Below are 25,560 nucleotides of genomic sequence, written 5' to 3'. Positions count from 1 at the left end.
GCCCACGTGACCACCGCGATCGACCGGTTCGAGCTGACCGAGGAGGAGTCGGCGCTGCTGCCGACCGTCGAGGAGGTGCTGGAGTACGCGGAGCGCGGCTGGTACCTGTCGCGGCGGCTGTTCTCCGACGCCGAGCTGGACGCGCTGCAGGCCGCCACCGAGCGCTACTACGCGGGCGAACGGGACCGCGAACTCCCGGCCCGGCCGCCGCACCTGGCGTCCTGGCGGCCGTCGGACGGGCCGGTGCAGCGGCACAACGACTACGTGCACTACGAGCACGCGGAGATCGGCCGCATCCTGCGCAAGCCGCTGCTGGGCGCGGTCGCGGCGCGGCTGGCGCAGGCGGAGGAGATCCGGCTGTTCCAGGCCACGCTGATCTACAAGCCGCCGGTGCCGGGCGAGCCGAGCAACGTGGTGCCGTGGCACTTCGACAAGCACTACTGGCAGACCTCCACCTCGCAGCGGATGCTGACCGCGTTCCTGCCGTTCCACGACTGCACCGAGGAGATGGGCACCATCACCATGGTGGACGGCAGCCACCGCTGGGAGGAGCGCCCCGGCGGCGACGACTCGACCCGGCACTTCGCCGCCCGGGACCGCTCCGAGCTGGAGCAACTGCTGCACGAGAACGCCGAGTTCAACGGCACCGAGGTCCGTACCGTGCCGATCGAGATCCCGCGCGGGCACGTCTCCTTCCACCACTGCCGCACCTACCACGGCTCGGGCCCGAACCGGTCCGCGCAGCCGCGCCGGGCGGTGTCGCTGCACCTGCAGGACGGCTCGAACCGCTACCGCTCGTACCTGCGGCCGGACGGCTCGCCGGTGGTGTACAACCACGACGCGGTGGTGCGGCGGGACGCGGACGGCCGACCGGACTACGCGGACCCGGAGTTCTGCCCGGTGCTGTGGCGGTCGGGCCGGTGAGCCTGCCGCACCTGGCGGACCCGGCGGGCCGGTACCGGACGATGCGGCTGATCCGCTCGTTCGAGGAGCTGGCGCTGGAGTGGGTGCGCGCCGGGCTGGTGGTCGGCGGCACCCACCCGTACATCGGGCAGGAGGCGGTGGCGGTCGGCGTGTGCGCCGCGCTGGAGCCGGCCGACCGGCTGACCTCCACCCACCGCGGGCACGGGCACGTGCTGGCGAAGGGCGCCGACCCGGCCCGGCTGCTGGCCGAACTGCTGGGCCGGGTCGGCGGGTTGAACGGCGGCCGGGGCGGTTCGATGCACGCCGCGGACTTCTCGCTGGGCATCCTGGGCGCCAACGGCATCGTCGGCGCGGGCGCGCCGATCGCGGTCGGCGCGGCCTGGGCGGCCCGGCGGCGCGGCGAACCCACCGTGGTGGCCTCGTTCTTCGGCGACGGCGCGCTCAACCAGGGCGTGCTGCTGGAGTCGTTGAACCTGGCGTCGATCTGGCGGGCGCCGGTGGTGTTCGTCTGCGAGAACAACGGCTACGCGACGACGCTGCCGGCCGGCGCGGCGGTGGGCGGTTCGGCCTGCGGCCGGGCCGAGGCGTTCGGCATCCCGGCCGAGACGGTGGACGGGATGGACGTGGAGGCGGTCCGGGCGGCGGCCGGGCGGGCGGTGGAGCGGGCGCGCGCGGGGGGCGGGCCGTCGTTCCTGGAGTGCCTGACGTACCGGTTCGAGGCGCACCACACCATGGAGCGGCGCTTCCGGCTGTCGTACCGCACGGCCGAGGAGGTGGCGTCCTGGCGGGAGCGCGACCCGCTGGCGACCGCGCTGCCCGCCGGGGAGGCCGCCGCGATCGACCGGGAGATTGTCGAACTCCTTTCCAGGGCGGCGCGGTTCGCGCTAGCTTCGGCGGAGCCGGATCCGGTGACGGCCAATGACCACCTGTACGCGAGCGGGCTGCGGCCCCGGTCGGGAGCGGCACTGTGACGCTGTTGTCGTACGCCAAGGCGATGAACCGGGCGCTGGCGGACGCGCTGGAGGCCGATCCGGCGGTGTGCGTGTTCGGCGAGGACGTCGGCGCGGGCCTGGCCGGTCTGACGCTGGGCCTGCAGAAGCGCTTCGGCGCCGAGCGGGTGGTGGACGTGCCGCTGTCGGAGCAGGCGTTCACCTCGGCGGGCATCGGGGCGGCGCTGACCGGGATGCGGCCGGTGATCGAGTTGCAGATCCCGTCGCTGCTGTTCCTGGTGTTCGAGCAACTCGCCAACCAGGCGCACAAGTTCTCGCTGATGACGGGTGGGCAGGCCCGGGTGCCGCTGACCGTGGTGGTGCCGGGCTCGGGCTCGCGCAGCGGCTGGGCGGGCCAGCACTCCGACCACCCGTACGGCCTGTTCGCGCACGTCGGCATCAAGACGCTGGTGCCCGCGACGCCCACCGACGCGTACGGGCTGCTGAGTTCGGCGATCGCGGACGACGACCCGGTGGTGCTGTTCGCCCCGGCGGGCGCGCTGGGCGTCCGGGAGGACGTGACGGCGCCGCTGGCCCCGCTGCCGCTGGGCGAGGCCCGGACGGCCCGGCGTGGCTCGGACGTGACGGTGCTGGCGGTCGGCCACCTGGTCCAGCAGGCGCTGGCGGTGGCCGAGGAGTTGGCGGACGAGGTGTCGGTGGAGGTGCTCGACCCGCGCACCCTGTACCCGCTGGACCGGGCGGCCCTGGTGGAGTCGCTGGACCGCACCGGGCGGCTGGTGGTGGCCGACGACTCCAACCGTTTCGCCGGTTTCGCCGCCGAGGTGCTGGCGGTCGCCGCCGAGGAGTGCCGGCTGCTCGCCCCGCCCCGCCGGGTCACCCGCCCCGACGGCGCGGTCCTCCCGTTCGCCCTCGCCCTGGACCGGGCCCTGCAGCCGAGCGCCGAGCAGTTGCGGGACGCGATCCGCGCCGTCCTGAAGTGACCCCTCCCGCCACGACCGTTCCCGCGTAACCGCCGCCTCCGGGCGGTCGTTGTCCACCACCGGACCACCGCAACGTCCACCCGCGTTGCCTCCGCCGCATCCCGCCGTACCCCCGCCGTACCCCCGTTGCACCACACCACAGAGGAGAGCAGCCATGAGCGACCGTTACCACTGGGACCGCAGCCACCCCGGCCTGACCGCCCTGCGCGAGTCGATCGAGGAGGTCCGCCACGAGGTGGTGTCCCACCCGATGTACCTGTCGCTGGACAGCCTGGAGAAGGTGCGGACCTTCCAGCAGACCCACGTGTTCGCCGTCTGGGACTTCATGTCCCTGCTCAAGTGCCTCCAGCGGCAGCTCACCTGTGTGACCCTGCCGTGGCTGCCGGACGGTCCGACCGCGAGCCGCCGGCTGATCAACGAGATCGTGCTGGTCGAGGAGAGCGACGAGCTCGGCGACGGCTACATCAGCCACTTCGAGCTGTACCTGGACGGCATGGCCAGGGCGGGCGCGGACACCGCCCCGGTCGAGGCGTTCCTGGACGCGATCCGGGCCGGCCGGTCGGTGGCGGAGGCCGCGAAGACGGCCGAGATCCCGGAGGCGGCGGCCGAGTTCGCGGCCGTCACGTTCCGGATCATCGAGGACGCGCCGGTGCACTGCCAGGCCGCGGCGTTCGCGTTCGGCCGGGAGGACCTGATTCCGGAGATGTTCGAGCAGGTGGTCCGGATCGACGACGCCGAGGGCCGGCTGAGCGTCTTCAAGGACTACCTGGCCCGGCACATCGAGGTGGACGGCGAGCAGCACACCCCGATGGCGATGCAGATGCTGATCGACCTGTGCGGCGACGACACCGAGCGCTGGGAGGAGTGCGCGGCGACGGTCCGCACCGCGCTGCGGGCCCGGGTCGGGCTGTGGGACGCGATCACGGCCGCGCTGTGACCGGCGGGGCCCGGCTCCGGACGCGTCCGGAGCCGGGCCCACGGGAAGGGGCGTCCGGCCGGTCCCGGCCGAGCCGCAGGACGGGGCCGAACACCTCGTGGTGGACGTCGGCGGCGAGCCTGCCCGCGGCATCCCGCCGCACGGCCCGGTGATCCTGCTCACCACCGTGCGGCGCACCCGCCGACGGCCCCGCCGCCCCGCTAGCCTCGGTGGCGCGGCCCGCCCCCGCGCCCTGCCCGATTCGCCCGTGACGGAGGCTCCCGGTGACGGCACGTCAGCTCCTCGACCTGCTGGTCGACCCCGGCAGTCTGCACAGCTGGGACGAGCCGGTCACCGCCGAGTACGCCGACCCCGCCTACCGGGACGCGCTGGCCCGGGCCCGCGAGCGCACCGGCCTGGACGAGGCCGTGCTCACCGGGCGGGCCCTGCTGGACGGGCGGCCGATCGCGCTGGTCGCCGGCGAGTTCGGGTTCCTCGGCGGCTCGATCGGCGTGGCCACCGCCGAACGGATCACCCGCGCCGTGGAGCGCGCCACCGCCGAACGCCTGCCGCTGCTCGCCCTGCCGGTCTCCGGCGGCACCCGGATGCAGGAGGGCTCGGCCGCGTTCCTGTGCATGGTCCGGGTCACCGCCGCCGTCCACGCGCACCGCGCCGCCGGGCTCCCCTACCTGACCTACCTGCGCAACCCCACCATGGGCGGGGTGTTCGCCTCCTGGGGCACCCTCGGCCACCTGGTGCTCGCCGAGCCGGGCGCCCGGCTCGGCTTCCTCGGCCCCCGGGTGTACGAGGAACTGCGCGGCGAACCGCTGCCGCCGACCGTCCAGCGCGCCGAGACGCTCGCCGCCCACGGCCGGCTGGACGCCATCGTCCCGCCCGAACGGCTGCGCGTCTTCCTCTCCCGCGCCCTCACCGTCCTCACCGCCCGCCCGACCTCCCGGCCCGCTCCCTCCCCCTCCCCCTCCCCCTCCCCCGCAGCCCCTCCCACCGTTCCCACCGTTCCGACCGCCCCCGCCGCGCCGTCGGACGCCTGGGAGTCGGTGCTGCTCAGCCGCCGCCCCGACCGCCTCTCCGCGCTCGAACTCCTGCACCACACCGCCGACCTGTTCCTCCCGCTGGACGGGGACAGCGCGCTGGTCCGGGGCCTGGCACTGATCGGCGGACGGCCCGTCATGGTGGTCGCCCAGCAGCGCCGGGGCCCCGACCGGCCCGAACTCCCCGTCACCGCCGCCGATCTGCGCGCGGTGCGGCGCCAGGCCCGGATCGCCGAGGAACTGGGGCTGCCGCTGCTCACCGTGGTCGACACCACCGGCGCGGAACTCTCCGTCGAGGCCGAACTCGACGGCGTGGCACTGGAGATCGCTCACTGCCTGACCACCCTGGTCGGGCTGCGCACCCCCGTCCTCGCCGTCCTGCTCGGCCAGGGCAGCGGCGGCGGCGCACTCGCCCTGCTGCCCGCGGACCGGGTCCTCGCCGCCCAGCACGCCTGGCTGGCCCCCCTGCCCCCCGAGGGCGCCTCCGCGATCGTCCACCGCGACGGCGACCACGCCCCCCGACTCGCCCGCGCCCAGGGCATCACCGCCACCGACCTGACCGCCACCGGCCTGGTCGACCAGGTGATCCCCGAAACCCCCGACCCCACCGACCTGCGCGACCGCCTCGCCACCGCGATCACCACCACCCTCACCGAACTCGCCGCCCTCCCCACCCCCGCCCGCCTCACCGCCCGCGCCACCCGCAACCGCCACCTCGGCGGCCCCACCCCGGGCGACACCCCGCGATGACCGCATCTGGCCTTCGGCGGCCGAGGGCTGCCCCACTGTCGGGGTGTCAGGAAGCGAGATGCCTGACAACTCGGCCTTGGACACTGGATGCTGAGGTCACGGCGGCGCCCGGCCCGACAACGGGCCGGCAACGTGACAGGAGACGTGTCCATGGGCCTGGAGTTCTTCGGAATCGACCCTGAGACCAACGAGGAGGGCTCCCCCACGGTCTGGGCGGACCTGACTCGACGCCGGCTCGTGGTCCAGGGCGACACCCTCACGGGGCCGAGTTCGTGGAGGTCAGCGAGACCGAGTGGGTGGCCGGTCACCGGGTCGGCGTACCTGCCCACGAGTCCGTGATCGGCATCCCCGAGCAGATGATCCCCTTCATCAGGAAGGCTTGCGATGCAATCGAACGCGCCGGACTTCAGAACCCTGCTCCGGGAGACGGAGAAGTCGGCCGTGCACCTGGAGATGCGTGATCAGTACAGCATCGCCGACGAGGTCGAGCAGTTCGCCGCGTGGAAGGCCGGGCACCGGTACTCGATGGAGAACCGGTCCGAGTGGTGGCATCCGTTCCACGACTTCGTGGTGGAAACCATCGCCCGCGGGGTGACGATCCGGCGTGCCCGGATCGTGTCGGAGCCCGTCACCGAGTACATCCGCTACGAGCACTCCCACACGTTCACCAACATCGCGGCCGGTGAGCAGATCCGATGGCTGCCTCGGATCCGGGCGCTCGACCTGGCACTGCCAGGTGCCGACTTCTGGCTGTTCGACAGCCGGATCGTGCGGTTCAACCTGTTCACCGGCGACGGCGCGTGGGCTCACCCCCGCCACGTGATGACGGAGGAGCCGGCCACCGCGGGCCTGTGCGCGAAGGCGTTCGAAGCCGTGTGGGAACGGGCGGTCCCCCACGCGGACTTCGAGGTCTGAGCCGGCTCCGAACCACCGGGTGGACAGCACATGCCATCGTCGCCTTCGTCCAGCGTCGTCGCAGCACGGAAGGCCATCGCGGAACAGCTGGCCGAGATCCGCAAGGATGCCGGGCTCAAGGGGGGTGAGCTGTCCGCCCGGTGCGGTTGGCACCCCGCGAAGACGTCTCGCATCCAGTCCGGCAAGTCCGCTCCGTCGGAGGAGGACATCAGGGCTTGGTGCACCGCCTGCGGAGCCCCCGGCCGAATCCCGGACCTGATCGCCGCGTCCCGTGCTGCCGACTCGATGTACCAGGAGTGGAGACGCCGGAACCGATCCGGCCTGAGGCTCGCTCAGGAGAAGGTGATCGGCGACTACGAGCGCACGAGACGCTTCCGCATCTACGTCTCGAACGTGTTGCCCGGTTTCTTCCAGACGGCCGGGTACGCAACGGCGCTGATGCAAGCCATCACGGACTTCCAGGGGACCCCGAACGACGTTGCGGCGGCCGTTCCGGCACGGCTGGCACGAGCGCGGCTCATGTACACGGGGGGACGTCGGTTCTCCGTGCTGATCGAAGAGTGCGTGCTGCGGACCAGGATCGGTAGCGCGGAGGACATGTCCGCCCAACTCGGCCACCTGCTCACCCTGATGTCGCTTCCGGCCGTCTCCATCGGCATCATCCCGGCCGGCTGCGCCCGTGCCATCTGGCCGCTGGAAGCCTTCTACCTGTTCGACGACCGCCGAGTGGTGGTGGAGACCCTGACGGCGAAGGTGAACGTGCTCCAACCCAGCGAGGTCGCGGACTACGCCCGGGCCTTCGCCGGACTGTCCGGCATGGCCGTGCACGGGGTGAAAGCCAGGGCATTGATCGCTGCTGCCGCCGCCTCCTTGGAGTGATGGCGCCGCAATCGGGCGCAACTCCGTTGAACGCGGCGCACCGAGGTCCCTACGGTCTGTCACGTACCCGCGTCACTCGGGCGGAGGAGAACGGACCGGTGGCGAGAGGACAGGGAGTGTGCCCCCAGGGGATGGCCGGGTTCCTCAGTCCTCACCCCGGCGGGCAACCGCCCGCCGGGCACGACCAGCACGGAGGCAGCGGCATGGGCAAGCACGGAGGCGGCACCGGTTCCGGTGACGGCGGCAAGCAGCAGGACGACAGCAACAAGGGCTCCGGGCACGGCGGAGGCGGCTCGGACGAGGGCGGCAACACCTCGGACGGCCGGAACCCGGCGGGCGGCAGGTGAACGGCGAGGCACCCGAGGAGGTGGGCCCCCGGGGGCTCGCCTCCGCGCTGGTGACCGGCGGCGCGCTGCGATCGGACTGGCTTCCCTCGTTCGAGGCCGTGCCCCGGGAACTGTTCGTCCCGGACCGCATCTGGCCCGGCATCGCGAACGGAACGAAGCAGAACCCGGTCGTCCACCGGTCGAAAGATCCCGAGGCGTGGTGGAACGCGGTCTACTCGGACATCCCGCTGACCACGCAGTGGGACGACGGCCGGCACGAGGGCGACGGCCTCGGCAGCGTCCCCAGCTCGTCCAGCTCCATGCCGACCATGGTGGTCTCGATGCTCCGGGACCTGAGCGTTCGCCCGGGTGACCGGGTGCTGGAGATCGGCACGGGCACGGGATGGAACGCGGGTCTGCTCGCCCACCGCCTCGGCGGCCCGAACGTGGTGAGCATCGAATTCGACCCGGACGTCGCGCGCGGCGCGCGGGAGAACCTTCGCCGGGCCGGACTCGCGCCGACCGTGGTCGAGGCCGACGGACGGGCCGGATGGCCGACGGGCGCCCCCTACGACCGGATCATCGCCACGTGCTCGCTGCTGGAGATCCCTGCGGCGTGGCTGGAACAGTCGGCCCCCGGCGCGGTGATCGTCGCTCCGTTCGGCACGGAGTACGGCGGCGAACAGATCGTCCGCCTGACCGTGAACGGGGAAGGGACCCGGGCGGTCGGCGGCTTCACCGGCGGCTCCGCGTTCATGAGGATCCGTCAGCAGCGCACCGAACGACCGCCGTTCGATGAGTACCTGCACGGGGTGCCATGGCCGGCGGACGGCGTGAGGAGCACGACCACGCTGTCGCCGCGGGACACCGGCGAGTGGTTCCGGCAGTTCGTCATCGGCCTGGGCGTCCCGGGGGCGTTCTGGCGGGCGGAGCGCTACGACCGGGATGCGTACACGCTGTGGATCTACAGTCGCGACAAGCAGTCATGGGCCTCGGTCGACCACGAGCGGGACCGCACCGAGTACGAGGTGTACCAGTCCGGACCGCGCCGTCTGTGGGACGAGGTGGAGGCCGCCTACCGCTGGTGGGACGACCAGGGCCGGCCCGAACACAACCGCTTCGGCCTCACCGTCACCCCCGACGCCCACACCGCCTGGCTCGACCGCCCCGACAACCCCGTCCCCGGCCGCGACTGACCCACGGCCCCCACCGCTCAGGTCGGGGCGCGCAGCCAGTCGTCCAGGGTGGTGAGGTCGTCGTCCGTCAGGCCCGTCCGGGGGTCGACCCGGAGGAGGAGGGCGGGGCCGGGGTGGCGGGTGGCCAGCCAGGCACGGTCGGGCGGGCCGATCTCGTCGTCGACCCAGGCGAACGCCGCGCCGGCCGCGTGGGCCAGCAGGAGCGGCGTCTTCCAGTGCACTCCCGGCGGGAGGTCCGGCCGGTCCGGGTCGTCCGACTCCTCCAGGACGGGCCAGGGCGGCAGGCCGAGCAGCGGGGCGACGCAGTCGTTGGCCGCGTGCTCCCAGGTGGTGGCCCACACCGGGCGGCAGGGCAGCGCCGCGAGCCGCGCGCCGACCCGGGGGTCGAGCCGGGCCAGCAGCGGGTGTCCCGCCGCCGTCCCCAGCACGTCGCGGATCCGGCGCTCCGTCAGGTGCTCCGGGTGCCACCCGGCCGGCCCGCCGAACGGGATCAGCGGGCCGTCGACGTCGAGGTACAGCAGCGGTGGCTCCATCCCCCGCATTCTGCCGACTCCCCCGCCCCGCCCGGCGGATCGGGCACCGGGACGGACGCGCGACCCGGGTGGCGGTCAGTCCGGTTCCCCGCCGGACCGCCCCCGGCGCCGGTGCAGGACGTGCCGCCAGTCGTCCTCCCCGAGGACCGGGTCGGGCGCGGGCGCGGCGGGCGGCGGGCCGGGTGCCGTCTCGATGAGGTGCAGCAGCGTTCGGGCGACGCCGCAGCAGTCGTCCGGGCCGGAGCAGGCCGCCGGCGCGGTCGCCTCCTCGGCCGTGACCGGCCGGGGGATGTCCTCCAGTTGCCGACCGCGCCGGTCGAGCTCCTCCGGGTCCTCGTCCGTCTCCGGGTCCGGGTCCGGGTCCGGGTCAGCGTCCGTGGCCGGGAGCGGGCCCGCCGCGACGAAGGTCCGCACCTCGTTCCGCATCCCCTCGTGCTCGCACCCCGACCGGGGCCCGGGAGGCCGGGCCTGGAGAGCGCCGGGGCGGAGGCGCCACGCCGTCCGTGCGGTCGGGGGCGGTTCAGCGCTTCGCCGTCAGGGCGTCCGCCAGCCAGTCGGCCGTGTCGGGGAGCCAGTCCGGCAGGGCGTTGCCGAGGAGGTGGTTGCCGTGCGGGACGTGGAGCAGTTCGGCGTGCGGGAGGTCGGCGGTGAGGGCCTCGGCGTTGGTGACGCCCGGGATGCGGTCCTGGCCGCCGTCGACCAACAGCAGTGGCAGGTCGCGCAGTCGGGGGGCCAGCGCGGCCAGGTCGAGCTGCTCGACGAAGGCGCGGGCGGCGGACGTGCCGCCGCAGCGCCGGGAGAGGGTGGCGACGACGAACGGGACCAGCGCGTCCCAGTCCAGCCGGTACGGGCCGCTGACCAGCGCCGCCGTTCGGACCCGCGGGTCGTGGGCGGCGACGGCGGCGGCCAGGTAGCCGCCGAGGCTGAACCCGAGCACCGCGATCCGCTCCGGGTCGATCAGGCCGCTGTCGCCGGGCCCGTCCGGGACCGCCGGGTCCGCCAGGTCCGCCAGGTCCGCCGGGTCAGCGGCGGCGGTGGCCAGGGCGTGGTCCAGGGCCCGGCCGATCGCGTGCCGGTGGTCCGGGCCGAGCACGGGGCCGTCGGCCAGCACGCCCTGGCCTGGGCCGTCGACGGCCAGCACGGCCAGCCCGCGGGCGAGCAGCGCGTCGGCCGGGCCGTGGAACTCCTCCTTCGAGGAGTCCATCCCCGGCACCAGGACCACCAGCGGGACGCGTTCACCGTCCGCTGCCGGCGGCAGGCGCAGCCACCCCGCGTAGCCCTCGCCCTCGATCCGGCGGGCCCGGGGTTCGAGCAGCGCGAGGGCGTCGCCCATCGAACGGTCCGCCTCCGCGGCGACGGCGGCGGCCCGCTCCCGGTCCGGGTCGGGCAGCATGGCGGCGAGCTGGAACCAGCGGGCCGCCGAGCGGTGGTGCTGCCCGGCGGTGCGGACCCGGCCGCGCCCGGCGGCCCGTTCGGCCCGGGCGCGGTGGGCGAGGGCGGCGGCCCGGCAGGCGTCCGGCCAGTGCAGCAGCGAGTCGATCGGCGCGGTGACCCGGTCGTACTCGTAGGGGTCGATGCCCGCGCCGTGGGCACGCGGGCGGGTCTCGGCGATGAACCCTGCCGCCATGCCGGGGGCGGTGAGGAAGGAGAGTCCGGTCATGGGTGCTGCGGTCCTCCGGAGTGGGGCGGCCTCGGTGAGCCGACAGATCGACAAATCGACGGAACGGGTCGCGGGCGGCACCGCTGGCGGGCGCGCCGCCCCGGTCCGGCGGCCGTGCGCGGTGCGGAGCGGAACGGTGCGGGGCGGGGCAGTGCGGGGCGGGGCAGTGCGGGGCGGGGCAGTGCGGGGCGGGGCAGTGCGGGGCGGGGCTCAGGCGTCGGGGTTCTTGCCCTGGGCCACCTTGGCCACGCGATCCGCCGCCACCGTGGCGAGCCCTTGGATGAGCTCGAAGTTGGGCATGTCGTAGCCGGTGAGCAGGACGACCACCCCGCCGATCCGCATCATCACCTTGGCGTCGTGGATCTCGATGTCCTGCCCGCTGGAGTAGTCGTGCGAGGGCGGGAGGCCGTAGGCGTCGAGTTCGTCCGCGTCCGCGGAGACCTCCAGCGGCTGCGGGTCGGACGACGCTTCCTCCTCCCGCTTGCCGGCGGCCATGGCCTTCCAGGCCACCTGCGCGTCCTCGGGGGTGTCGAAGGAGAAGGCGTCCCAGAAGACGTCGCCGTCCCCCGGGCGGGTGGTGTATCCGCTCAGGCCCGCCGCCACCAGCCCGGAGCAGGCGGTGCCGGTCTCCGAGCCGCACCGGTCGGCGGCCTTCTGGCCCTCGAAGATGTCCGTGCCGCCCATCCCCCCGCCCAGCCCGTCGGGCAGGGCGTCGCCGAGGGGCGCGGCCACCCGGAGCTGCTCCGCCGAGAGGACGACCGCCGCTTTCCCGCGCCCCACGGCCGGGTCGCCGTTCCGGCCCGGTGAGTCCGCACCGCTGCCGCCGCCACCGCAGCCGGCCAGCAATGTCGCGCAGGCGACCGCGAGGGCCACCCCTCCCGCTCTTGTCCGCACGCGGAGTCCCCCGTCAGGTCTCTTGGATTCGATCACCCCCCACCCAACCCTAGAACCGCCCGTTGCTCCAACAGGCTTTTCGGGCAGCGGACTTCCGCGCGCACGCCCGCGCCCGCGCCGGTGGCCCGCCCCGCCCGGTGTGGCCAATGTCGCACGGTGGATCTCCGCAGCTCGCGGGGGGTACGGCGGCCGGTTGCGGGTAGGCTGCGGCTGCCCCGTCCCCGAGCCCTGAGGAGTTGCGCGTGTCTGCGATCACCGTCGTCGGGGTGGGTGCGGACGGCTGGGCGGGGCTCTCGGCGGCGGCGCGGGAGGCGTTGGGCGCGGCGGAGGTGGTGCTCGGCGGGGGGCGCCAGTTGGGGCTGCTGCCGGAGGGGGTGGCGGCGGAGCGGGTGCCGTGGCCGTCGCCGTTGCGGGCGGCGGTGCCGGGGCTGTTGGAGCGGTTCGCGGGGCGGCGGCTGGCGGTGCTGGCCAGCGGTGACCCGATGTTCCACGGGATCGGGCGGACGCTGCTGGAGTGCGGTGTCCCGGCGGAGTCGCTGCGGGTGCTGCCGCATCCGTCCTCGGTGTCGCTGGCGTGCGCCCGGTTGGGGTGGCCGGTGGAGGAGACCGAGGTGGTGACGCTGGTCGGCCGGCCGGTCGCGTCCCTGCACGCGGCGCTGTACCCGGGGCGTCGGCTGCTGGTGCTGAGCGCGGACGCGTCGACGCCCGCGCGGGTGGCGCGGGTGCTGGCGGAGCGCGGGTTCGGACCGAGCCGGGTGCGGGTGCTGGAGCAGTTGGGCGGTCCGGCGGAGGCGGTGCGCGAGGGGGTGGCGGCGGGCTGGTCGCTGCCGCCGGGCGATCCGCTGAACGTGCTGGCGGTGGAGTGCGTCCTCGATCCGGCCGTTGCGGCGGACGCCCCCCGGCAGCAGCTGGTTCCCGGACTGCGGGACGAACTCTTCGAGTCGGACGGGCAGTTGACGAAGCGTCACGTCCGGGCCGCGACGCTGGCGGCGCTCGCCCCGGCACCGGGCGAGCTGCTGTGGGACGTCGGCGGTGGTTCGGGGTCGATCGGCATCGAGTGGCTGCGGGCGCACCGCACCTGCCGGGCGGTGAGCGTGGAACGGGACCGGGCGCGGGCGGAGCGGATCGTCCGCAACGCGGCGGCGCTCGGCGTGCCCCGGCTGCGGGTCGTGACGGGGGCCGCGCCGCGGGCGCTGGCCGGGCTGGAGACCGAACCGGGCCGTCCGGACGCGGTGTTCATCGGCGGCGGGCTGACGGTGCCGGGGTTGCTGGAGGCGTGCTGGTCGGCGCTCGGGCCCGGTGGGCGGCTGGTGGCGAACACGGTGACGCTGGAGTCGGAGGCGCTGCTGACGCAGTGGTACCGGCGCCACGGCGGCGAGTTGGTGAAGCTGGGCGTGGCGCACGCGGTGCCGGTGGGCGGGTTCACGGGGTGGCGGCAGGCGATGCCGGTGACCCAGTGGAGCGTCGTCAAGGGCGGCGGGGGCGCGGGTCCGGACGCAGGCGAATCCGGTGCGGACGCCGGTGCGGACGAGGTTGTCGGAGTTCTCGGAGGAGCGAAGTGACGGTCTATTTCATCGGTGCCGGTCCGGGCGCGGCCGATCTGATCACAGTGCGCGGCCAGCGCACCCTGGCCCGCTGCGGGGTGTGCCTGTACGCGGGGAGCCTGGTGCCGCCGGAGCTGCTGGCGGACTGCCCGCCGGACGCCCGGCTGGTCGACACCGCGAACCTGGACCTGGACCAGATCCTGGCCGAGATCGTCAGCGCGCACCGCGCGGGCCAGGACGTGGCCCGGCTGCACTCCGGCGACCCGTCGGTGTTCTCGGCGATGGCCGAGCAGATGCGCCGCCTGGACGCGGCGGACATCCCGTACGAGGTGGTGCCGGGGGTGCCCGCGTTCGCGGCGGCGGCCGCCGCGCTGAAGCGCGAGCTGACGGTGCCGACGGTCGGCCAGACGGTGATCCTGACCCGGGTGGCCCGGCAGGCGACGCCGATGCCGCCCGGCGAGGAACTCTCCGTGCTGGGCAGGAGCGGCGCGCTGCTGGTGCTGCACCTGGCGGCCCGCTACGTGGACAGCGTGGTCGAGGAGCTGCTGCCGCACTACGGGCCGGACTGCCCGGCGGCGGTGGTCGCCATGGCCAGCCGCCCGGACGAACTGGTGCTGCGCGGCACGCTCGGCGACATCGCCGTCCAGGTCAAGGCCGCGGGCGTGCTGCGCACCGCGGTGATCATCGTCGGCCGGACACTGGCCGCGACGGAGTTCCGCGACAGCCACCTGTACTCGACCACCCGGGCCCGCTGAACAGGGCCGCTCCCCGCCCGGCGGGGGCTCGACGGGGGCTCGACGGGGGCTCGGCGACGCCTCAGCGAACGCCGGACGGTTCGGACGCGCCGCCGGACGGCCGCGGCTCCGGCTCCCCCCGGTGCGGCTCACCCTCCTGCGGCTCCTCCTGGTGCGGTTCGTCGGACAGCAGGCCGTCGGCGGCGCCGTCGAGGAGGCGCTGCATGTCGGCGGAGCGGGGCAGCATGGTCGCCTCGTAGGCGCGGACGGCCTCGGCGAGGGTGTCGTGTCCGGCGATCGCGAGGGCGAGTTCGCAGGCGTCGAGCATGGCGAGGTTGACGCCGACGCCGAGCGGGGGCATGAGGTGGGCGGCGTCGCCGAGCAGGGTGACGGCGGGGTCGGGCGTCCAGGTGTGCGGGACGGGCAGGGCGTGGATCGGGCGGTCGACGTAGGGGCCGTCGTTGTCGGTGAGGAGTCGGCGCAGGGCGGGCGACCAGCGGCGGTAGCGGTCCAGGAGGAGGGCGCGCAGGGCGTCGGTGTCCTGGACGGTGTGGCCGGCCTGCGCGATCCAGTCGGCGGGGGCGCGCTGGATGACGTAGACCCGGATGTGGTCGCCGCTGTTGCGCTGGGCGAACAGTCCGCGTTCGCCGTCGGCCGCCGAGGCGCTGCCGGGGCCGACCAGCGCGGCGAGTTCGGGGTGGCGGCGGTCGACGTCGTGGAACCAGGCTTCGAGGAAGCTGATCCCGGTGTGGCGGGGGGTGGCCGGGGAGAGCGCGCGGCGGACCGTGGACCAGGCCCCGTCCGCGCCGATCACCAGGTCGGCCTCGACGGTGGTGCCGTCGGCGAAGTGCAGGCGGCGGGGGCCGCCGGCGGGGCCCTCGACCGAGCGCAGGGTGCGGCCCCAGCGGACGGTGTCCGGGGCGAGCGAGCGCAGCAGGAGGTCGCGCAGCTGGCCCCGGTCGATCTCGGGCTTGAACCGTTCGCCGTCCTCGGGGACGTGGTGGAAGCCGATCTCCCCGGTCAGGGCGTCGAGTTGGCGCATCTCCTGCCCTTCGGCGCGGGCGAGGCGGAAGAAGTCGTCGAGCAGTCCGGCTTCGCGCAGGGCGAGTTGGCCGTTGTCCTCGTGCAGGTCGAGGGTGCCGCCCTGGTCGCGGGCGTCGGGGCCGCGGTCGTGGTCGTACACAGTGACGGCGATGCCGTGGCGCTGCAGGATGCGGGCGCAGGTCAGGCCGCCGGGCCCGGCGCCGACGACGGCGATGCGGGGGACGGGCGGGCCGGACGGGGTGGTGGAGGCGGGTGCGGTGGTCATGGTGGTGCTCCTTCCGGACGGGCGCACGGCGGTGCCGGGCGACCGGGCAGGGGGTGTGGGGGCGGCCGGGGCGTTGACGCTCCACGGGGCCGCAGCTCCAGCAGACCACACCGGGTACAAAAGTGCAACGGCTCAACTTTTGAACCGAGTGAACCCGGCGGGTAGGATGTCCCCATGCCCGACACCCCGCCGCCTCCGCCACCCCCACCGAGCCCCGAGCCCCCGCCGAGCCCCGGCCCCCCGCCGAGCCCCGTGTCCCCCCCGCCAGCACCCCCGCCCCCAGCCCCGCCGGGGCGCCGCGAGCGCAAGAAGGCCGCCACCCGCCAGGCCATCGCGGACGCCGCGCTGCGCCTGTTCCTGGAGCGCGGCTACGACGACGTCGGCATCCGCGAGATCGCGGACGCCGCGGACGTCTCCACCACCACGCTGTTCAAGCACTTCCCGGTCAAGGAGGCGCTGGTCTTCGACGAGGAGGCCGACCTGGAGGCCGACCTGCTCGCCGCCGTGCGCGAGCGGCCCCCCGGCCGGTCGATCCCGGCCGCCCTGTGCGACCACGCTCTGCGCCACCGCCGGGCCGGCGCCGGCGGCGACCCGCGCTTCCCGTCGTTCGCCGCCCTGGTGGACTCCACCCCGGCCCTGCGCGACTACCAGCAGGCCATGTGGCTGCGCCACACCGCCGCGCTCGCCGCGGTCATCGCCGAGCAGAGCGGCCGCCCCGCCGACGACCCGGCCTGTACCGCCCTGGCCCATTTCGCCCTGGAGGCACCCCGGGCCGTCCAGTCCCACCCCGACGTCCGGGGCGCCATCGTCCGCGCCTTCGACCTCCTCGACCACGGCTGGAGCGCCCTCGACTGAGACACCCGCCCGCGACGGAGAACCGCCACCAGGGCGCAGGATCAGCGGATGCCGAGGCCGTCGAGGACGGTGCGGGCGCCGTCGGTGAAGGCCCGGGCGGGGTCGGTGGCGGCGCGGGCGGCCAGGGCGGCGGAGAGCAGGGGGAAGGTCTCGGGGACGAGCGGGCCGCCGGGGTCGGCCGCAGAGGCCGCGGCTGCGGCGGCCTGGTGCTCCAGTTCGAGTTCGCCGATCACGTAGGCGACCAGGGCGTGCAGGGCCGCGGCGCGGCGCGGCGCGTCGAGTCCGGCGTCGGCCAGGGCCTCCAGCAGCCATTCGCGCCAGCGCAGCGCGGGCAGGCAGCCGCCGTGGTGCCGGACGGCCAGCGGCAGGACGCCGGGGTGGGCGCCGACGGCCTCGCGCATGAGGTCCAGCAGGGCGAGCAGCCGGGCCCGCGGGGAGGGCGCCGCGGGTTCGCGGGCGGCGCGGTCGAGGACGGGGCCGAGGGCGAGGTCGACGACCAGGCACTCCAGCTCCTCGCGGTCCTCGACGTAGCGGTAGAGGGCCATGGTGCGGCGGTCGAGTTCGGCGGCGACGGTGCGCATGGAGAGGGCGGGCAGGCCGTCGCGGTCGATCACGGCGAGGGCGGCGGCGGCGATCTGGCGGGTGGTCAGGGAGCGCGGGCGGGGCACGGGTTGACAGCGTACGGCATACGCCTACAGTTTTGGCGTACGGTCTACACCTACGAGGAGCCCACGTGTCCCGACTTCGGACCGGTACCGCCGCCCCCGCCCTGCCCGCCACCGACGCCGCCGACACGCCCCTGCCGCCGGTGCCGGCGGGCGGCCTGACGCACCTGCAGTTCCGCCGTTTCGCGGGCTGCCCGATCTGCAACCTGCACCTGCGCGGTTTCGCTGTCCGCCACCCGGAGCTGCGCGCGGCGGAGGTGCGGGAGGTGGTCGCGTTCCACTCGCCCGCCGCCGAACTGCGGCCGTACGCCGACGGGTTGCCGTTCCCGCTGCTGGCCGATCCGGAGCGGCGGCTGTACCGCGCGTACGGGGTCGAGCGCGGGGCGCGGGCGCTGCTCGACCCCCGGGCGTGGCCGTCGATGGCGCGGGGGGTGGCCCGCAGCGTGCCGCTGGTGCTGCGCGGGCGGGAGCGGCCGCCGTCCTCCCGCCCGGTCGGCGGGCGGCTGGGCCTGCCCGCCGACTTCCTGATCGCCGCCGACGGCCTGGTCCTGGCCGCGCACTACGGCACCCACGCGGCCGACCACTGGTCCGTGGATCGCGTTCTCGCCCTGGCCGCCGAGCACCGTCCGGCGACCGCCCCGGCCACCGCCCCGACGGCGGCACCCGCCGCCTCCGCCGACCGCGAGTGACCCCGCTCAGCCGAGCGAGGCGGTGAACTCCTTGGCGCGGCGGGTGATCCCGGCCCAGTCGCCGTCCGCGACGGCCTGCGGCGGGACGACGTCGGTCCCGGCGCAGACGGCGAGCGCGCCGTGGTCGAGGAAGGCCCTGGCGTTGCCGGCGTTGACGCCGCCGGAGGCGACCAGCGGGACGTCGGGGTAGGGGCCGCGCAGGTCCTTGAAGTAGCCGGGGCCGAACGCCTTCGCGGGGAATATCTTGACCGCGGCGGCGCCGAGGTCGACGGCGTCGGCGACCTCGCTGGGCGTCAACGCGCCCATCACGACCGGGACTCCGGCCGCGCGAGCGGTGTCGGCGACGGCCGGGCGCAGGCCGGGGGTGACCAGGAAGCCGGCCCCGGCGGCGATCCCGGCCCGGGCCTGGTCGGCGGTGAGCACGGTGCCGACGCCGATCCGGCAGCCGGCCCCGGCGGCCCGGGCCAGGTGGCGGGTCACGTCCGGTGTGGTGAAGGTGAGTTCGGTCCAGGCGATGCCGCCCTCGGCGAGCGCCTCGCAGAGCGCGACCGCGTCGGGGATCACGGGGGCCCGCACCACGGCGATCACCGGTTGCCGGGCCAGGGCCGCGCGCAGTTCGGTCGTTTCGGTTCCCATCCTGGCCATTCCTCTTTCCGTGCTGGTCGTTGGGGGGTGGCGGGGCCGAAGGGGCATCCCACCGGTGGAAGTGACGGTGCGTCAGGTCGCCGCCCGGACCTTCCGGTCGGCGCCGCGCCGCAGGGCCCGGCCGGCCAGATCGCCGGTGGGCTCGCCGTCGGTGAGCGCGGGGACGCCGTTGACCAGGACGTGCCGGATGCCCTCGGCGGGCTGCCGGGGCCGGTCGAAGGTGGCGGTGTCGCGGACGGTGTCCGGGTCGAACAGGACCAGGTCGGCGTGGTGGCCGGGGCGGATCAGGCCGCGCCGGTCGAGGCCGAGGCGGCGGGCGGGACGGCCGGTCATCCGGGCGACGGCCTGTTCGAGCGTGAGGACGCCCAACTCGCGTCCGTAGCGGGCCAGGTAGCGGGGGAAGGTGCCCCAGGCCCGGGGGTGCGGGCGGGCGCCGACCAGCAGTCCGTCGCTGCCGACGGTGTGCGCGGGGTGGCGCATGATGGCGCGGACGTTCTCCTCGTGGCCGACGTGCTGGAGGATCGTGGTGCCCAACCGGTCGGCGCGCAGCAGTCCGAAGAAGACCTCGGTGCCGGTGCGGCCCTGCTCGGCGGCGAGTTCGGAGACCTTCCGGCCGACGACGGCGGACAGCGCGCTGTGCCGGACGCCGGAGACCTGGATGGTGTCCCAGTCGGTGACGACGCCGTGGCAGCCGTCGCTGCCGCGCTCCTCGACGTCGGCGCGGATGCGCTCGCGGGCGGCGGGGTCGGCGAGCCGGGCGAGGGTGGCCTCGGGGCCGCCCTCGGTGGACCAACTGGGCAGCAGGGCGGCCAGGGTGGTGGAGCCGGGCAGGTAGGGGTAGCTGTCGAGGGTGAGGTCGACGCCGTCGGCGAGGGCGGCGTCGACCAGGGCGAGGAACTGGCCGGCCCGGCCCTCGTTGACGCCGAAGTTCATGGTGGCGTGGGTGAGGTGCAGCGGGCAGCCGGAGCGGCGGGAGATCTCCACCATCTCCGCGTAGCCCTCCAACGCGCCCGCCCCGTAGGAGCGTTGGTGCGGGGCGTGGAAGCCGCCGCGGGCGGCGACGACGGTGCACAGCGCGACGAGTTCGGCGGTGTCGGCGTACATGCCGGGGGTGTAGGTGAGGCCGGTGGACATGCCGACCGCGCCGTCGGCCAGCGCCCGGTCCACCAGTTCGCTCATCCGGGCGAGTTCGGGCCCGGTGGGGGGCCGGTTGTCCCAGCCCATGGCGAGCATCCGGACGGTGCCGTGCGGGACGAGGTAGCAGGTGTTGACGGCGGCCCCGGCGTCGAGGCGGTCGAGGTACTGGGCGACGGTGCGCCAGTTCCAGTCGAACTCACCGTCGGCGGGGTCGCCGTTCCAGCCCGCGAGCTGGCGGCGCAGCGCGGCGAGGGTGGTGTCGTCGACGGGGGCGTAGGAGAGGCCGTCCTGGCCGAGGACCTCGAGGGTGACGCCCTGGGTGATCCGGGAGGGGTGGTCGGGTTCGAGCAGCAGCCGCAGGTCGGAGTGGGCGTGCATGTCGATGAAGCCGGGGGCGAGCACCAGCCCGTCGGCGTCGATCACCTGACGTCCCGTCAGCTCCTTCCCCGCGCGGCCGATCTCCGCGATGCGGCCGTCGGTGACGGTGACGTCGGCGCGGTAGCGGTCGGCGCCGGTGCCGTCGACCACGGTGGCGGCGCGCAGCAGCAGGTCGGCCATCAGAAGTACGTCCGGACCAGGTCGACGACGCGGGGGTGTTCGGCGTCGGCGTGGTCGAGGACGGGGATGAGGCTCCACTTGTCGAAGGCGGTGCAGGGGTGGGACAGGCCCAGCCGCAGGACGGCACCGACGGGGGCGGCCGGTCCGGCGTCGCGCAGGAAGGCGTGCTGGTCGTTGAGGGCGGTGACGGCGGCCGCGGCGGCCAGCGGGCCGCCGCCGCGGACGAGTTGGGGTTCGGGCAGGCCCTCGTCGAAGGGGAGGTCGCGCTTCCCGGCGTCGAGCAGGGCGAGTTCTGGTTCGGGGTGGGAGACGACGCGGGCCCAGCCGTGCAGGGCGGAGCGCAGCGGGGTGGCGCCGGTGGCGCGGGCGAGCGGGGAGATGCCGCGGTAGAAGCCGTCGTCGTGGGCGAGGTAGGCGCCGGCCCGGACGACCACGGCGGTGCCGGGGACCTGCTCGGCCAGCGGGGTCAACTCCTCGGCGACGGTGTCGAAGTAGGCGCTGCCGCCGGCGGTGACCACGGGGGTGCGGGTGGGGTAGTCGGGCGCGAGGCGGCGGTGCAGGTCGGCGAGGTCGCGCAGGTAGCCGCGGACGGCGGCGAGGGCGGTGGCGGAGGCGTCGTGGGCGAGGGCGCCCTCGTAGCCGCCGACGCCGGCCAGCCGCAGGGTGGGGGCGGCCAGGACGGCGGCGGCCACGTCGAGGGCGGCGTCGACGCCGCGGGCGCCGGTGCGGCCGCCGGGGCCGCCGAGTTCGACCAGCACCTCGACGGGGTGCCGCGCTCCGGCGGCGCGCAGGGCGGCGTCCATCTGCCGGACGCTGTCGGCGGAGTCGACCCAGGAGGTGAAGGCGAAGCCGGGGTCGCGGTCGAGTTCGGCGGCGATCCAGGCGAGTCCGGCGGGGTCGAGCAGGGTGTTGGCGAGCAGCAGGCGCCGGACGCCGAAGGCGCGGGCGACCCGCAGCTGGGGGAGGTTGGCGAGGGTGACGGCGTGGGCTCCGGCGGCGAGCTGGGCCTGCCAGAGGGCGGGAGCCATGGTGGTCTTGCCGTGCGGGGCGAGCAGCACGCCCGCGTCGCGGCACCAGGCGGCCATGGTGCGCAGGTTGTGGTCGAGGGCGGCGGCGTCGAGGGTGAGCAGGGGGGTGCCGAGGCCGTCGAGGGCGGGGCGGGTGGCGAGCCAGTCGCGGACGGTCAGTCCGTGGGCGGCGGCGGGGACGGCCTTGAAGCGGAAGTCGAGCGTCTCGTCGGCGAGGGCGGCGACGGCGGCGGGGTCGATGCCGGGGCCCTGGGCGGGGTCGGCGAAGTACCGCCGTTCCGCGCCCGCGCGCTGCTCCGCGCCCGCCCGCCGCCCCGCGCCCGCCCGCCGCCCCGCGTCCGCGCGCCGCTCCGCACCCGGCCGCCGTTCCGCGTCCGACTGCCGTTCCGCGTCCGCCCGGTCCACCGTCTCGCCCATCGCCGTGCCTCCGTTCGAACCCCGACCCGCCTGCGAGCTGGGGAGTTGCAACATGCGCAACCTCTATTGCGCATGTTGGTGATACGGTTCTAGCATTCACGCCGGACGGCGGTCAACGGACCGCGACGCGGCTCGTCCACCCCTCCCACCAGGCACGCAGCACCGGGCTCACCGCCGAGCGCCGGTCCGCGCGGGCCCCCGGCGGCGGGAGCGGGGCACGGGCCCGAGGGCGAGGGAGCGGGATTGATGGCGGATCAAGGCGGTGCGGCAGCCGCCGCCCGGGCGGTGTGCCTGGGCGAGTCGATGGCGGTGCTGCTGCCCGACCGGCCGGGGCCGTTCGAGGCCGTCGGCGCGTTCCGCCCCTCGGTGGGCGGCGCCGAGTCCAACGTGGCGGCGGCGCTGGCCGCGCTGGGCGTGCCGACGGCGTGGATCAGCCGGGTCGGCGCGGACGGCTTCGGCCGCCGCCTGACGGGCGACCTGGCCGCGGCGGGCGTGGACGTGTCGGCCGTCGCGGTCGACCCGCACCGCCCCACCGGCGTGTACCTGAAGGAGACCGGCGGCTCCGGCCTGCCGCACGACCTCGGCCCGGGCCGCTCCCGCCTGCACTACTACCGCACCGGCTCGGCCGCCTCCGCGCTCTGCCCCGCGCTGCTGGACGACCCGGCCGCCGCCGCGCTGCTGGACGCCGCGCCGCTGCTGCACCTGACCGGCATCACGCCCGCGCTGTCGGACGGCTGCCTGGCCCTGGTGCGCGCCCTGCTGGCCCGCCGCCGCCCGGGCCGGCTGGTCTCCTTCGACCTCAACTGGCGCCCCGCGCTGTGGCGCCTGCGCGACCCGGCGGTGCTGCCGGAGCTGCTGGACGCCGCGGACGTGCTGCTGCTCGGCGCGGACGAGGCCGAGGACGCGTTCGGCGCCGGCGACCCGCGGGCGCTGCGCCGCCGCTTCCCCTCCCCCGCCACCCTGGTGGTCAAGGACTCCGGGCACCTGGTCACCGCGCTCGACCGGGACGGCGGCGCGGTCACCGAACCGGCGCTGCGCGTCGAGGTGGTGGAGCCCACCGGCGCGGGCGACGCGTTCGCGGCCGGCTACCTGGCGGGCACCCTGCGCGGCCTCGACCAGCGCTCCCGGCTGCGGCTGGGCCACCTGGCGGCGGCCGGCGCGCTGACCGCGCCCACCGACCACGGCGCGCTGCCGGACGCCCGGACGGTGGCCGCGCTGCTGGCAGCCGACGAGCGGGACTGGGCGGCGACCCGGGTCTCCGCGTCCGGCATCGACTCCCCCGCCCTGCCCGCCCCGGCCGCCCGGCCCGTCCCCGCACCCTGACCCCGCCGACCCGCCGACCCGCCGACCCGCCGACCCGCCGACCCGCCGACCGCCCGAACCCCCTCCCGGCACCCTCGAAGAACACTCGGGACACCCATGAGCCAGACCGTCACCCGCGCCCTGCGCCTGCTCGCCGAACTCGGCGAGGGCGAACGCTCCCTCGACCAGCTGGCCGACCTGATCGGCGTGCACAAGACCACCGTGCTGCGGCTGCTGCAGAGCCTGGAGGAGGAGCGCTTCGTCCACCGCGACGCGCAGTACCGCTACCACCTCGGCGCGGGCCTGTTCGCGCTCTCCAGCCTCGCCCTGGAGCAGCGCGGCATCCGGCGCACCGCCGCCCCGCACCTCGCCGAGCTGAACGCGGCGACCGGCCAGACCGTGCACCTGGCCGCGTACGAGGGCGGCGAGGTGGTGTACATCGACAAGTACGACTCCCGGCACCCGGTGCGGATGTACTCGCGGATCGGGCTGCGGGCGGCGCTGCACAACACGGCGGTGGCCAAGGTGCTGCTGGCCGACCTGCCGCCGGTCGAGCGCCGCCGGGTGGTCGACGGCATCGAGTTCACCGTGCACACCCCGCGCACGATCACCAGCCCGCACGCGCTGCTGGCCGAGCTGGACCAGGTCGCCGCGCAGGGCTGGGCGCAGGACCACGCCGAGCACGAGGCGTTCATCAACTGCGTGGCCGCGCCGATCCGGGACGCCTCGGGCCGGGTGGTGGCCGCCGCGTCGATCTCGGTGCCGGACGTGGTCCTCCGCTACGAGCAGGTGCTCGACCTGCTCCCCCAGCTGCTCGCCTGCACCCGGGCGATCTCCGCCGACGCGGGCCTCCCGGCCCGCGGCACCGTCCACTGACGATCCGTCACCAACCTTCTGGAGCAAGACGCATGAGCGACAAGATCGAGGTCCGTACCGACGGCGCGCCCGCCCCGGCCTGGATGTTCTCCCAGGGCGTGCGCAAGGGCCCGATCCTGCAGGTCTCCGGCCAGGGCCCGCAGGACCCGGCGACCGGCGAGTACCTGTACCACGGCGACGTGAAGGCGCAGACCCGGCGCACGCTGGAGAACGTCAAGGCGATCGTCGAGGCCGGCGGCGCGAGCATCGAGGACGTGGTGATGTTCCGCGTCTACCTGACCAAGCGGGCCGACTTCCCGCTGATGAACGAGGTGTACGCCCAGTTCATCGAGGAGAACATCGCGCCGGGCGGCGTGAAGCCCTGCCGCACCACGATCTTCGTCGAACTCCCGCAGGAGCCGATGCTGGTGGAGATCGACGCCCAGGCCGTCGTCACCGGCTGACCCCGGCGCCGCGACGGCCCCCGGCCCCGCGCGGACGGGGGGCCTTCGCGCGGCGGTACGCGGGCAGCGTGCGCCGAACGGGAACCGACGGCCCGCCGGGTTCGCTCAGGGCCCGGCGGGGGCGGCCCGGCCGACGATCGTGCCCGCGCGGTCGATGCAGATCACGTCGACCGTGACGGGCGCGCCGAGCAGCACGCCGAGGGCGGTGGCGCGGGCCCGCTCGGCCACCAGGTCGCCGAGCGGGACGCCCGCCGCCGCGCACGACTGCACCGCCTCCAGGGCGGTGTTGGCGGCGGCGACCCGCGCGACCAGCTCCTCGGTCGCGCCGCCCTCCCGGGCCAGCGCGGCGAGCCGGCCCTTGTCGACCTGGGAGCGGCCGGAGTGCAGGTCGAGGTGGCCGTCGGCGAGCTTGGAGAGCTTGGCGAAGCCGCCGCAGACCGTCAGCCGCGGCACCGGGTGGCGGCGCAGGTACTTCAGGACCGCCCCGGCGAAGTCGCCCATGTCGAGCAGCGCGTCCTCGGGCAGGCCGTACTCGGCGACCACCACCTTCTCCGAGGTCGAGCCGGTCGCGCCCGCGACGTGGGTGTGCCCGGCGGCCCGGGCCACGTCGATGCCCCGGCGGATCGAGTCGATCCAGGCCGAGCACGAGTAGGGGACGACGACGCCGGTGGTGCCGAGGATGGACAGGCCGCCGAGGATGCCCAGCCGCGGGTTCCAGGTGTGCCGGGCGATCTCCTCGCCGCGGTCGACGGACAGCTCCACCTCCACGTCGCCGGACGCCCCGAACTCCCGGGCCACCTCGGCGACCACCTCGCGGATCAGCTGCCGGGGCACCGGGTTGACGGCCGGCTCGCCGACCGCCAGCGGCAGGCCCGGCTTGGTGACCGTCCCCACCCCCGGACCGGCCCGGAACACCACCCCGCTGCCCGCCGGGCCCGGCCGCACCGTGGCGCGCACCAGCGCGCCGTGCGTCACGTCCGGGTCGTCGCCCGCGTCCTTCACCACCCCGGCGCTGGCCCGGCCCGCCGCGACCTCCTCCACCGCCAGCGCGAACGCGGGCCGCTCCCCCTTCGGCAGCGTGATCACCACCGGGTCCGGGAAGCCGCCGCCGAGCAGGGCCGTGTACGCCGCCTTGGTCGCCGCCGTCGCGCACGCCCCCGTGGTCCAGCCGGGCCGCAGCCCGCTGCTGCGCAACTGGCCCCGGCGCCCGCCCTCGGCCGCTCCGCCACCGGCCGCCGGAGCGCCGTCCCGCACCTCACCGCTCACCGCTCTGTCCGCCCTCGTCGACTCGTCCACCCTGCCCCGCTCCCACCGTCCCACCGTCCCACGCCGCCCGTCCCGACCGCCCGGTTAGGGTGGTGTGTCCTGACCACAGCGGCCCCG

General features: G+C 75.4%; 26 protein-coding genes. 16 read left to right on the top strand and 10 right to left on the bottom strand.

Going from position 1 to position 25,560, the window contains the following annotated elements:
- Nucleotides 1-6: 6 nt before the first annotated feature.
- The 9 genes from ACIP60_RS02985 to ACIP60_RS02945 all read left to right on the top strand — a co-directional run bounded on the left by ACIP60_RS02985 (nt 7) and on the right by ACIP60_RS02945 (nt 8,888).
- A complete protein-coding gene (locus ACIP60_RS02985; RefSeq protein WP_400679346.1) occupies nt 7-924 on the top strand; it encodes a phytanoyl-CoA dioxygenase family protein in 918 nt (305 codons plus the stop codon).
- Complete coding sequence (locus tag ACIP60_RS02980) at nt 921-1,895, top strand: thiamine pyrophosphate-dependent dehydrogenase E1 component subunit alpha (protein WP_199527965.1); 975 nt, start codon at nt 921-923, stop codon at nt 1,893-1,895. Before ACIP60_RS02985 ends, ACIP60_RS02980 begins: the two co-directional genes overlap by 4 nt.
- Nucleotides 1,892-2,854 (top strand): alpha-ketoacid dehydrogenase subunit beta, encoded by a 963-nt coding sequence (locus tag ACIP60_RS02975; RefSeq protein ID WP_400679343.1) that lies wholly within the window; start codon nt 1,892-1,894, stop codon nt 2,852-2,854. The genes ACIP60_RS02980 and ACIP60_RS02975 overlap by 4 nt, the downstream gene beginning before the upstream one ends.
- Nucleotides 2,855-3,008: 154 nt before the next feature.
- Nucleotides 3,009-3,791 carry a DUF3050 domain-containing protein gene (locus tag ACIP60_RS02970; RefSeq protein WP_100839400.1) on the top strand — a complete coding sequence of 261 codons (783 nt, stop codon included), beginning with the start codon at nt 3,009-3,011 and terminating at the stop codon, nt 3,789-3,791.
- A 263-nt stretch (nt 3,792-4,054) separates the two neighbouring features.
- The gene (locus tag ACIP60_RS02965) at nt 4,055-5,572 is read left to right on the top strand and encodes a carboxyl transferase domain-containing protein (RefSeq protein WP_400679340.1); all 1,518 of its coding nucleotides are present in this window, start codon (nt 4,055-4,057) and stop codon (nt 5,570-5,572) included.
- A gap of 384 nt (nt 5,573-5,956) precedes the next feature.
- On the top strand, nt 5,957-6,487 hold the full coding sequence (locus ACIP60_RS02960; protein WP_400679338.1) for a DUF6879 family protein: 531 nt from the start codon (nt 5,957-5,959) through the stop codon (nt 6,485-6,487).
- A gap of 30 nt (nt 6,488-6,517) precedes the next feature.
- A complete protein-coding gene (locus tag ACIP60_RS02955) occupies nt 6,518-7,366 on the top strand; it encodes a helix-turn-helix domain-containing protein (protein WP_400679334.1) in 849 nt (282 codons plus the stop codon).
- A gap of 203 nt (nt 7,367-7,569) precedes the next feature.
- Complete coding sequence (locus ACIP60_RS02950; RefSeq protein ID WP_400679332.1) at nt 7,570-7,713, top strand: hypothetical protein; 144 nt, start codon at nt 7,570-7,572, stop codon at nt 7,711-7,713.
- Between the two features lie 20 nt (nt 7,714-7,733).
- On the top strand, nt 7,734-8,888 hold the full coding sequence (locus ACIP60_RS02945) for a methyltransferase domain-containing protein (RefSeq protein ID WP_400679331.1): 1,155 nt from the start codon (nt 7,734-7,736) through the stop codon (nt 8,886-8,888).
- A gap of 17 nt (nt 8,889-8,905) precedes the next feature.
- Here ACIP60_RS02945 and ACIP60_RS02940 read toward each other — a convergent pair whose 3' ends face one another.
- The 4 genes from ACIP60_RS02940 to ACIP60_RS02925 form a co-directional block, all read right to left on the bottom strand.
- Nucleotides 8,906-9,421, bottom strand: a complete 516-nt coding sequence (locus tag ACIP60_RS02940) for a hypothetical protein (RefSeq protein ID WP_400679329.1) — start codon at nt 9,419-9,421, stop codon at nt 8,906-8,908.
- Nucleotides 9,422-9,496: 75 nt separating this feature from the next.
- Nucleotides 9,497-9,847 (bottom strand): hypothetical protein, encoded by a 351-nt coding sequence (locus ACIP60_RS02935; RefSeq protein WP_400679327.1) that lies wholly within the window; start codon nt 9,845-9,847, stop codon nt 9,497-9,499.
- A 94-nt stretch (nt 9,848-9,941) separates the two neighbouring features.
- A complete protein-coding gene (locus ACIP60_RS02930) occupies nt 9,942-11,081 on the bottom strand; it encodes an alpha/beta hydrolase family protein (RefSeq protein ID WP_400679325.1) in 1,140 nt (379 codons plus the stop codon).
- A 210-nt stretch (nt 11,082-11,291) separates the two neighbouring features.
- On the bottom strand, nt 11,292-11,954 hold the full coding sequence (locus ACIP60_RS02925) for a hypothetical protein (RefSeq protein ID WP_400679324.1): 663 nt from the start codon (nt 11,952-11,954) through the stop codon (nt 11,292-11,294).
- Nucleotides 11,955-12,217: 263 nt separating this feature from the next.
- Between ACIP60_RS02925 and cbiE the strand changes: the two genes are divergently transcribed.
- Both cbiE and cobM read left to right on the top strand, forming a co-directional pair.
- Complete coding sequence (gene cbiE, locus ACIP60_RS02920; protein WP_400679321.1) at nt 12,218-13,537, top strand: precorrin-6y C5,15-methyltransferase (decarboxylating) subunit CbiE; 1,320 nt, start codon at nt 12,218-12,220, stop codon at nt 13,535-13,537.
- Nucleotides 13,534-14,274, top strand: a complete 741-nt coding sequence (gene cobM, locus ACIP60_RS02915) for a precorrin-4 C(11)-methyltransferase (protein WP_100839405.1) — start codon at nt 13,534-13,536, stop codon at nt 14,272-14,274. The genes cbiE and cobM overlap by 4 nt, the downstream gene beginning before the upstream one ends.
- A 61-nt stretch (nt 14,275-14,335) precedes the next feature.
- Here cobM and ACIP60_RS02910 read toward each other — a convergent pair whose 3' ends face one another.
- Nucleotides 14,336-15,562: an FAD-dependent oxidoreductase gene (locus ACIP60_RS02910; RefSeq protein WP_400679318.1), complete on the bottom strand. Its 1,227-nt coding sequence runs from the start codon at nt 15,560-15,562 to the stop codon at nt 14,336-14,338.
- A gap of 252 nt (nt 15,563-15,814) precedes the next feature.
- Between ACIP60_RS02910 and ACIP60_RS02905 the strand changes: the two genes are divergently transcribed.
- Nucleotides 15,815-16,417 carry a TetR/AcrR family transcriptional regulator gene (locus ACIP60_RS02905; protein WP_400679317.1) on the top strand — a complete coding sequence of 201 codons (603 nt, stop codon included), beginning with the start codon at nt 15,815-15,817 and terminating at the stop codon, nt 16,415-16,417.
- 41 nt (nt 16,418-16,458) lie between these two features.
- Here ACIP60_RS02905 and ACIP60_RS02900 read toward each other — a convergent pair whose 3' ends face one another.
- Nucleotides 16,459-17,085: a TetR/AcrR family transcriptional regulator gene (locus ACIP60_RS02900; RefSeq protein WP_400679314.1), complete on the bottom strand. Its 627-nt coding sequence runs from the start codon at nt 17,083-17,085 to the stop codon at nt 16,459-16,461.
- A gap of 65 nt (nt 17,086-17,150) precedes the next feature.
- Here ACIP60_RS02900 and ACIP60_RS02895 point away from each other — a divergent pair, with 65 nt between their 5' ends.
- A complete protein-coding gene (locus ACIP60_RS02895) occupies nt 17,151-17,771 on the top strand; it encodes a peroxiredoxin-like family protein (protein ID WP_400679312.1) in 621 nt (206 codons plus the stop codon).
- A gap of 6 nt (nt 17,772-17,777) precedes the next feature.
- Here the strand turns inward: ACIP60_RS02895 and ACIP60_RS02890 are convergent, their stop codons facing one another.
- The 3 genes from ACIP60_RS02890 to ACIP60_RS02880 form a co-directional block, all read right to left on the bottom strand.
- A complete protein-coding gene (locus ACIP60_RS02890; RefSeq protein WP_400679310.1) occupies nt 17,778-18,407 on the bottom strand; it encodes a bifunctional 4-hydroxy-2-oxoglutarate aldolase/2-dehydro-3-deoxy-phosphogluconate aldolase in 630 nt (209 codons plus the stop codon).
- An 81-nt stretch (nt 18,408-18,488) separates the two neighbouring features.
- Nucleotides 18,489-20,111 (bottom strand): amidohydrolase family protein, encoded by a 1,623-nt coding sequence (locus ACIP60_RS02885; protein ID WP_400679307.1) that lies wholly within the window; start codon nt 20,109-20,111, stop codon nt 18,489-18,491.
- Nucleotides 20,111-21,556, bottom strand: a complete 1,446-nt coding sequence (locus ACIP60_RS02880; protein ID WP_400679304.1) for an alanine racemase — start codon at nt 21,554-21,556, stop codon at nt 20,111-20,113. The genes ACIP60_RS02885 and ACIP60_RS02880 overlap by 1 nt, the downstream gene beginning before the upstream one ends.
- A gap of 246 nt (nt 21,557-21,802) precedes the next feature.
- Between ACIP60_RS02880 and ACIP60_RS02875 the strand changes: the two genes are divergently transcribed.
- The 3 genes from ACIP60_RS02875 (at nt 21,803) to ACIP60_RS02865 (ending at nt 24,177) form a co-directional block, all read left to right on the top strand.
- The gene (locus ACIP60_RS02875) at nt 21,803-22,879 is read left to right on the top strand and encodes a sugar kinase (protein WP_400679302.1); all 1,077 of its coding nucleotides are present in this window, start codon (nt 21,803-21,805) and stop codon (nt 22,877-22,879) included.
- A gap of 96 nt (nt 22,880-22,975) precedes the next feature.
- Nucleotides 22,976-23,734 carry an IclR family transcriptional regulator gene (locus tag ACIP60_RS02870; protein ID WP_400679293.1) on the top strand — a complete coding sequence of 253 codons (759 nt, stop codon included), beginning with the start codon at nt 22,976-22,978 and terminating at the stop codon, nt 23,732-23,734.
- 32 nt (nt 23,735-23,766) lie between these two features.
- Nucleotides 23,767-24,177 carry a RidA family protein gene (locus ACIP60_RS02865; protein WP_400679291.1) on the top strand — a complete coding sequence of 137 codons (411 nt, stop codon included), beginning with the start codon at nt 23,767-23,769 and terminating at the stop codon, nt 24,175-24,177.
- Nucleotides 24,178-24,282: 105 nt separating this feature from the next.
- Here ACIP60_RS02865 and ACIP60_RS02860 read toward each other — a convergent pair whose 3' ends face one another.
- The gene (locus ACIP60_RS02860; protein ID WP_400679288.1) at nt 24,283-25,443 is read right to left on the bottom strand and encodes a cobalt-precorrin-5B (C(1))-methyltransferase; all 1,161 of its coding nucleotides are present in this window, start codon (nt 25,441-25,443) and stop codon (nt 24,283-24,285) included.
- Between the last annotated feature and the right edge of the window lie 117 nt (nt 25,444-25,560).

Source organism: Kitasatospora sp. NPDC088783, from assembly GCF_044750705.1.
Classification (GTDB): Bacteria; Actinomycetota; Actinomycetes; order Streptomycetales; family Streptomycetaceae; genus Kitasatospora; species Kitasatospora fiedleri.
The sequence above is the reverse complement of the archived record's forward strand: the minus strand, read 5'-3'. Positions and strand labels throughout refer to the sequence as shown.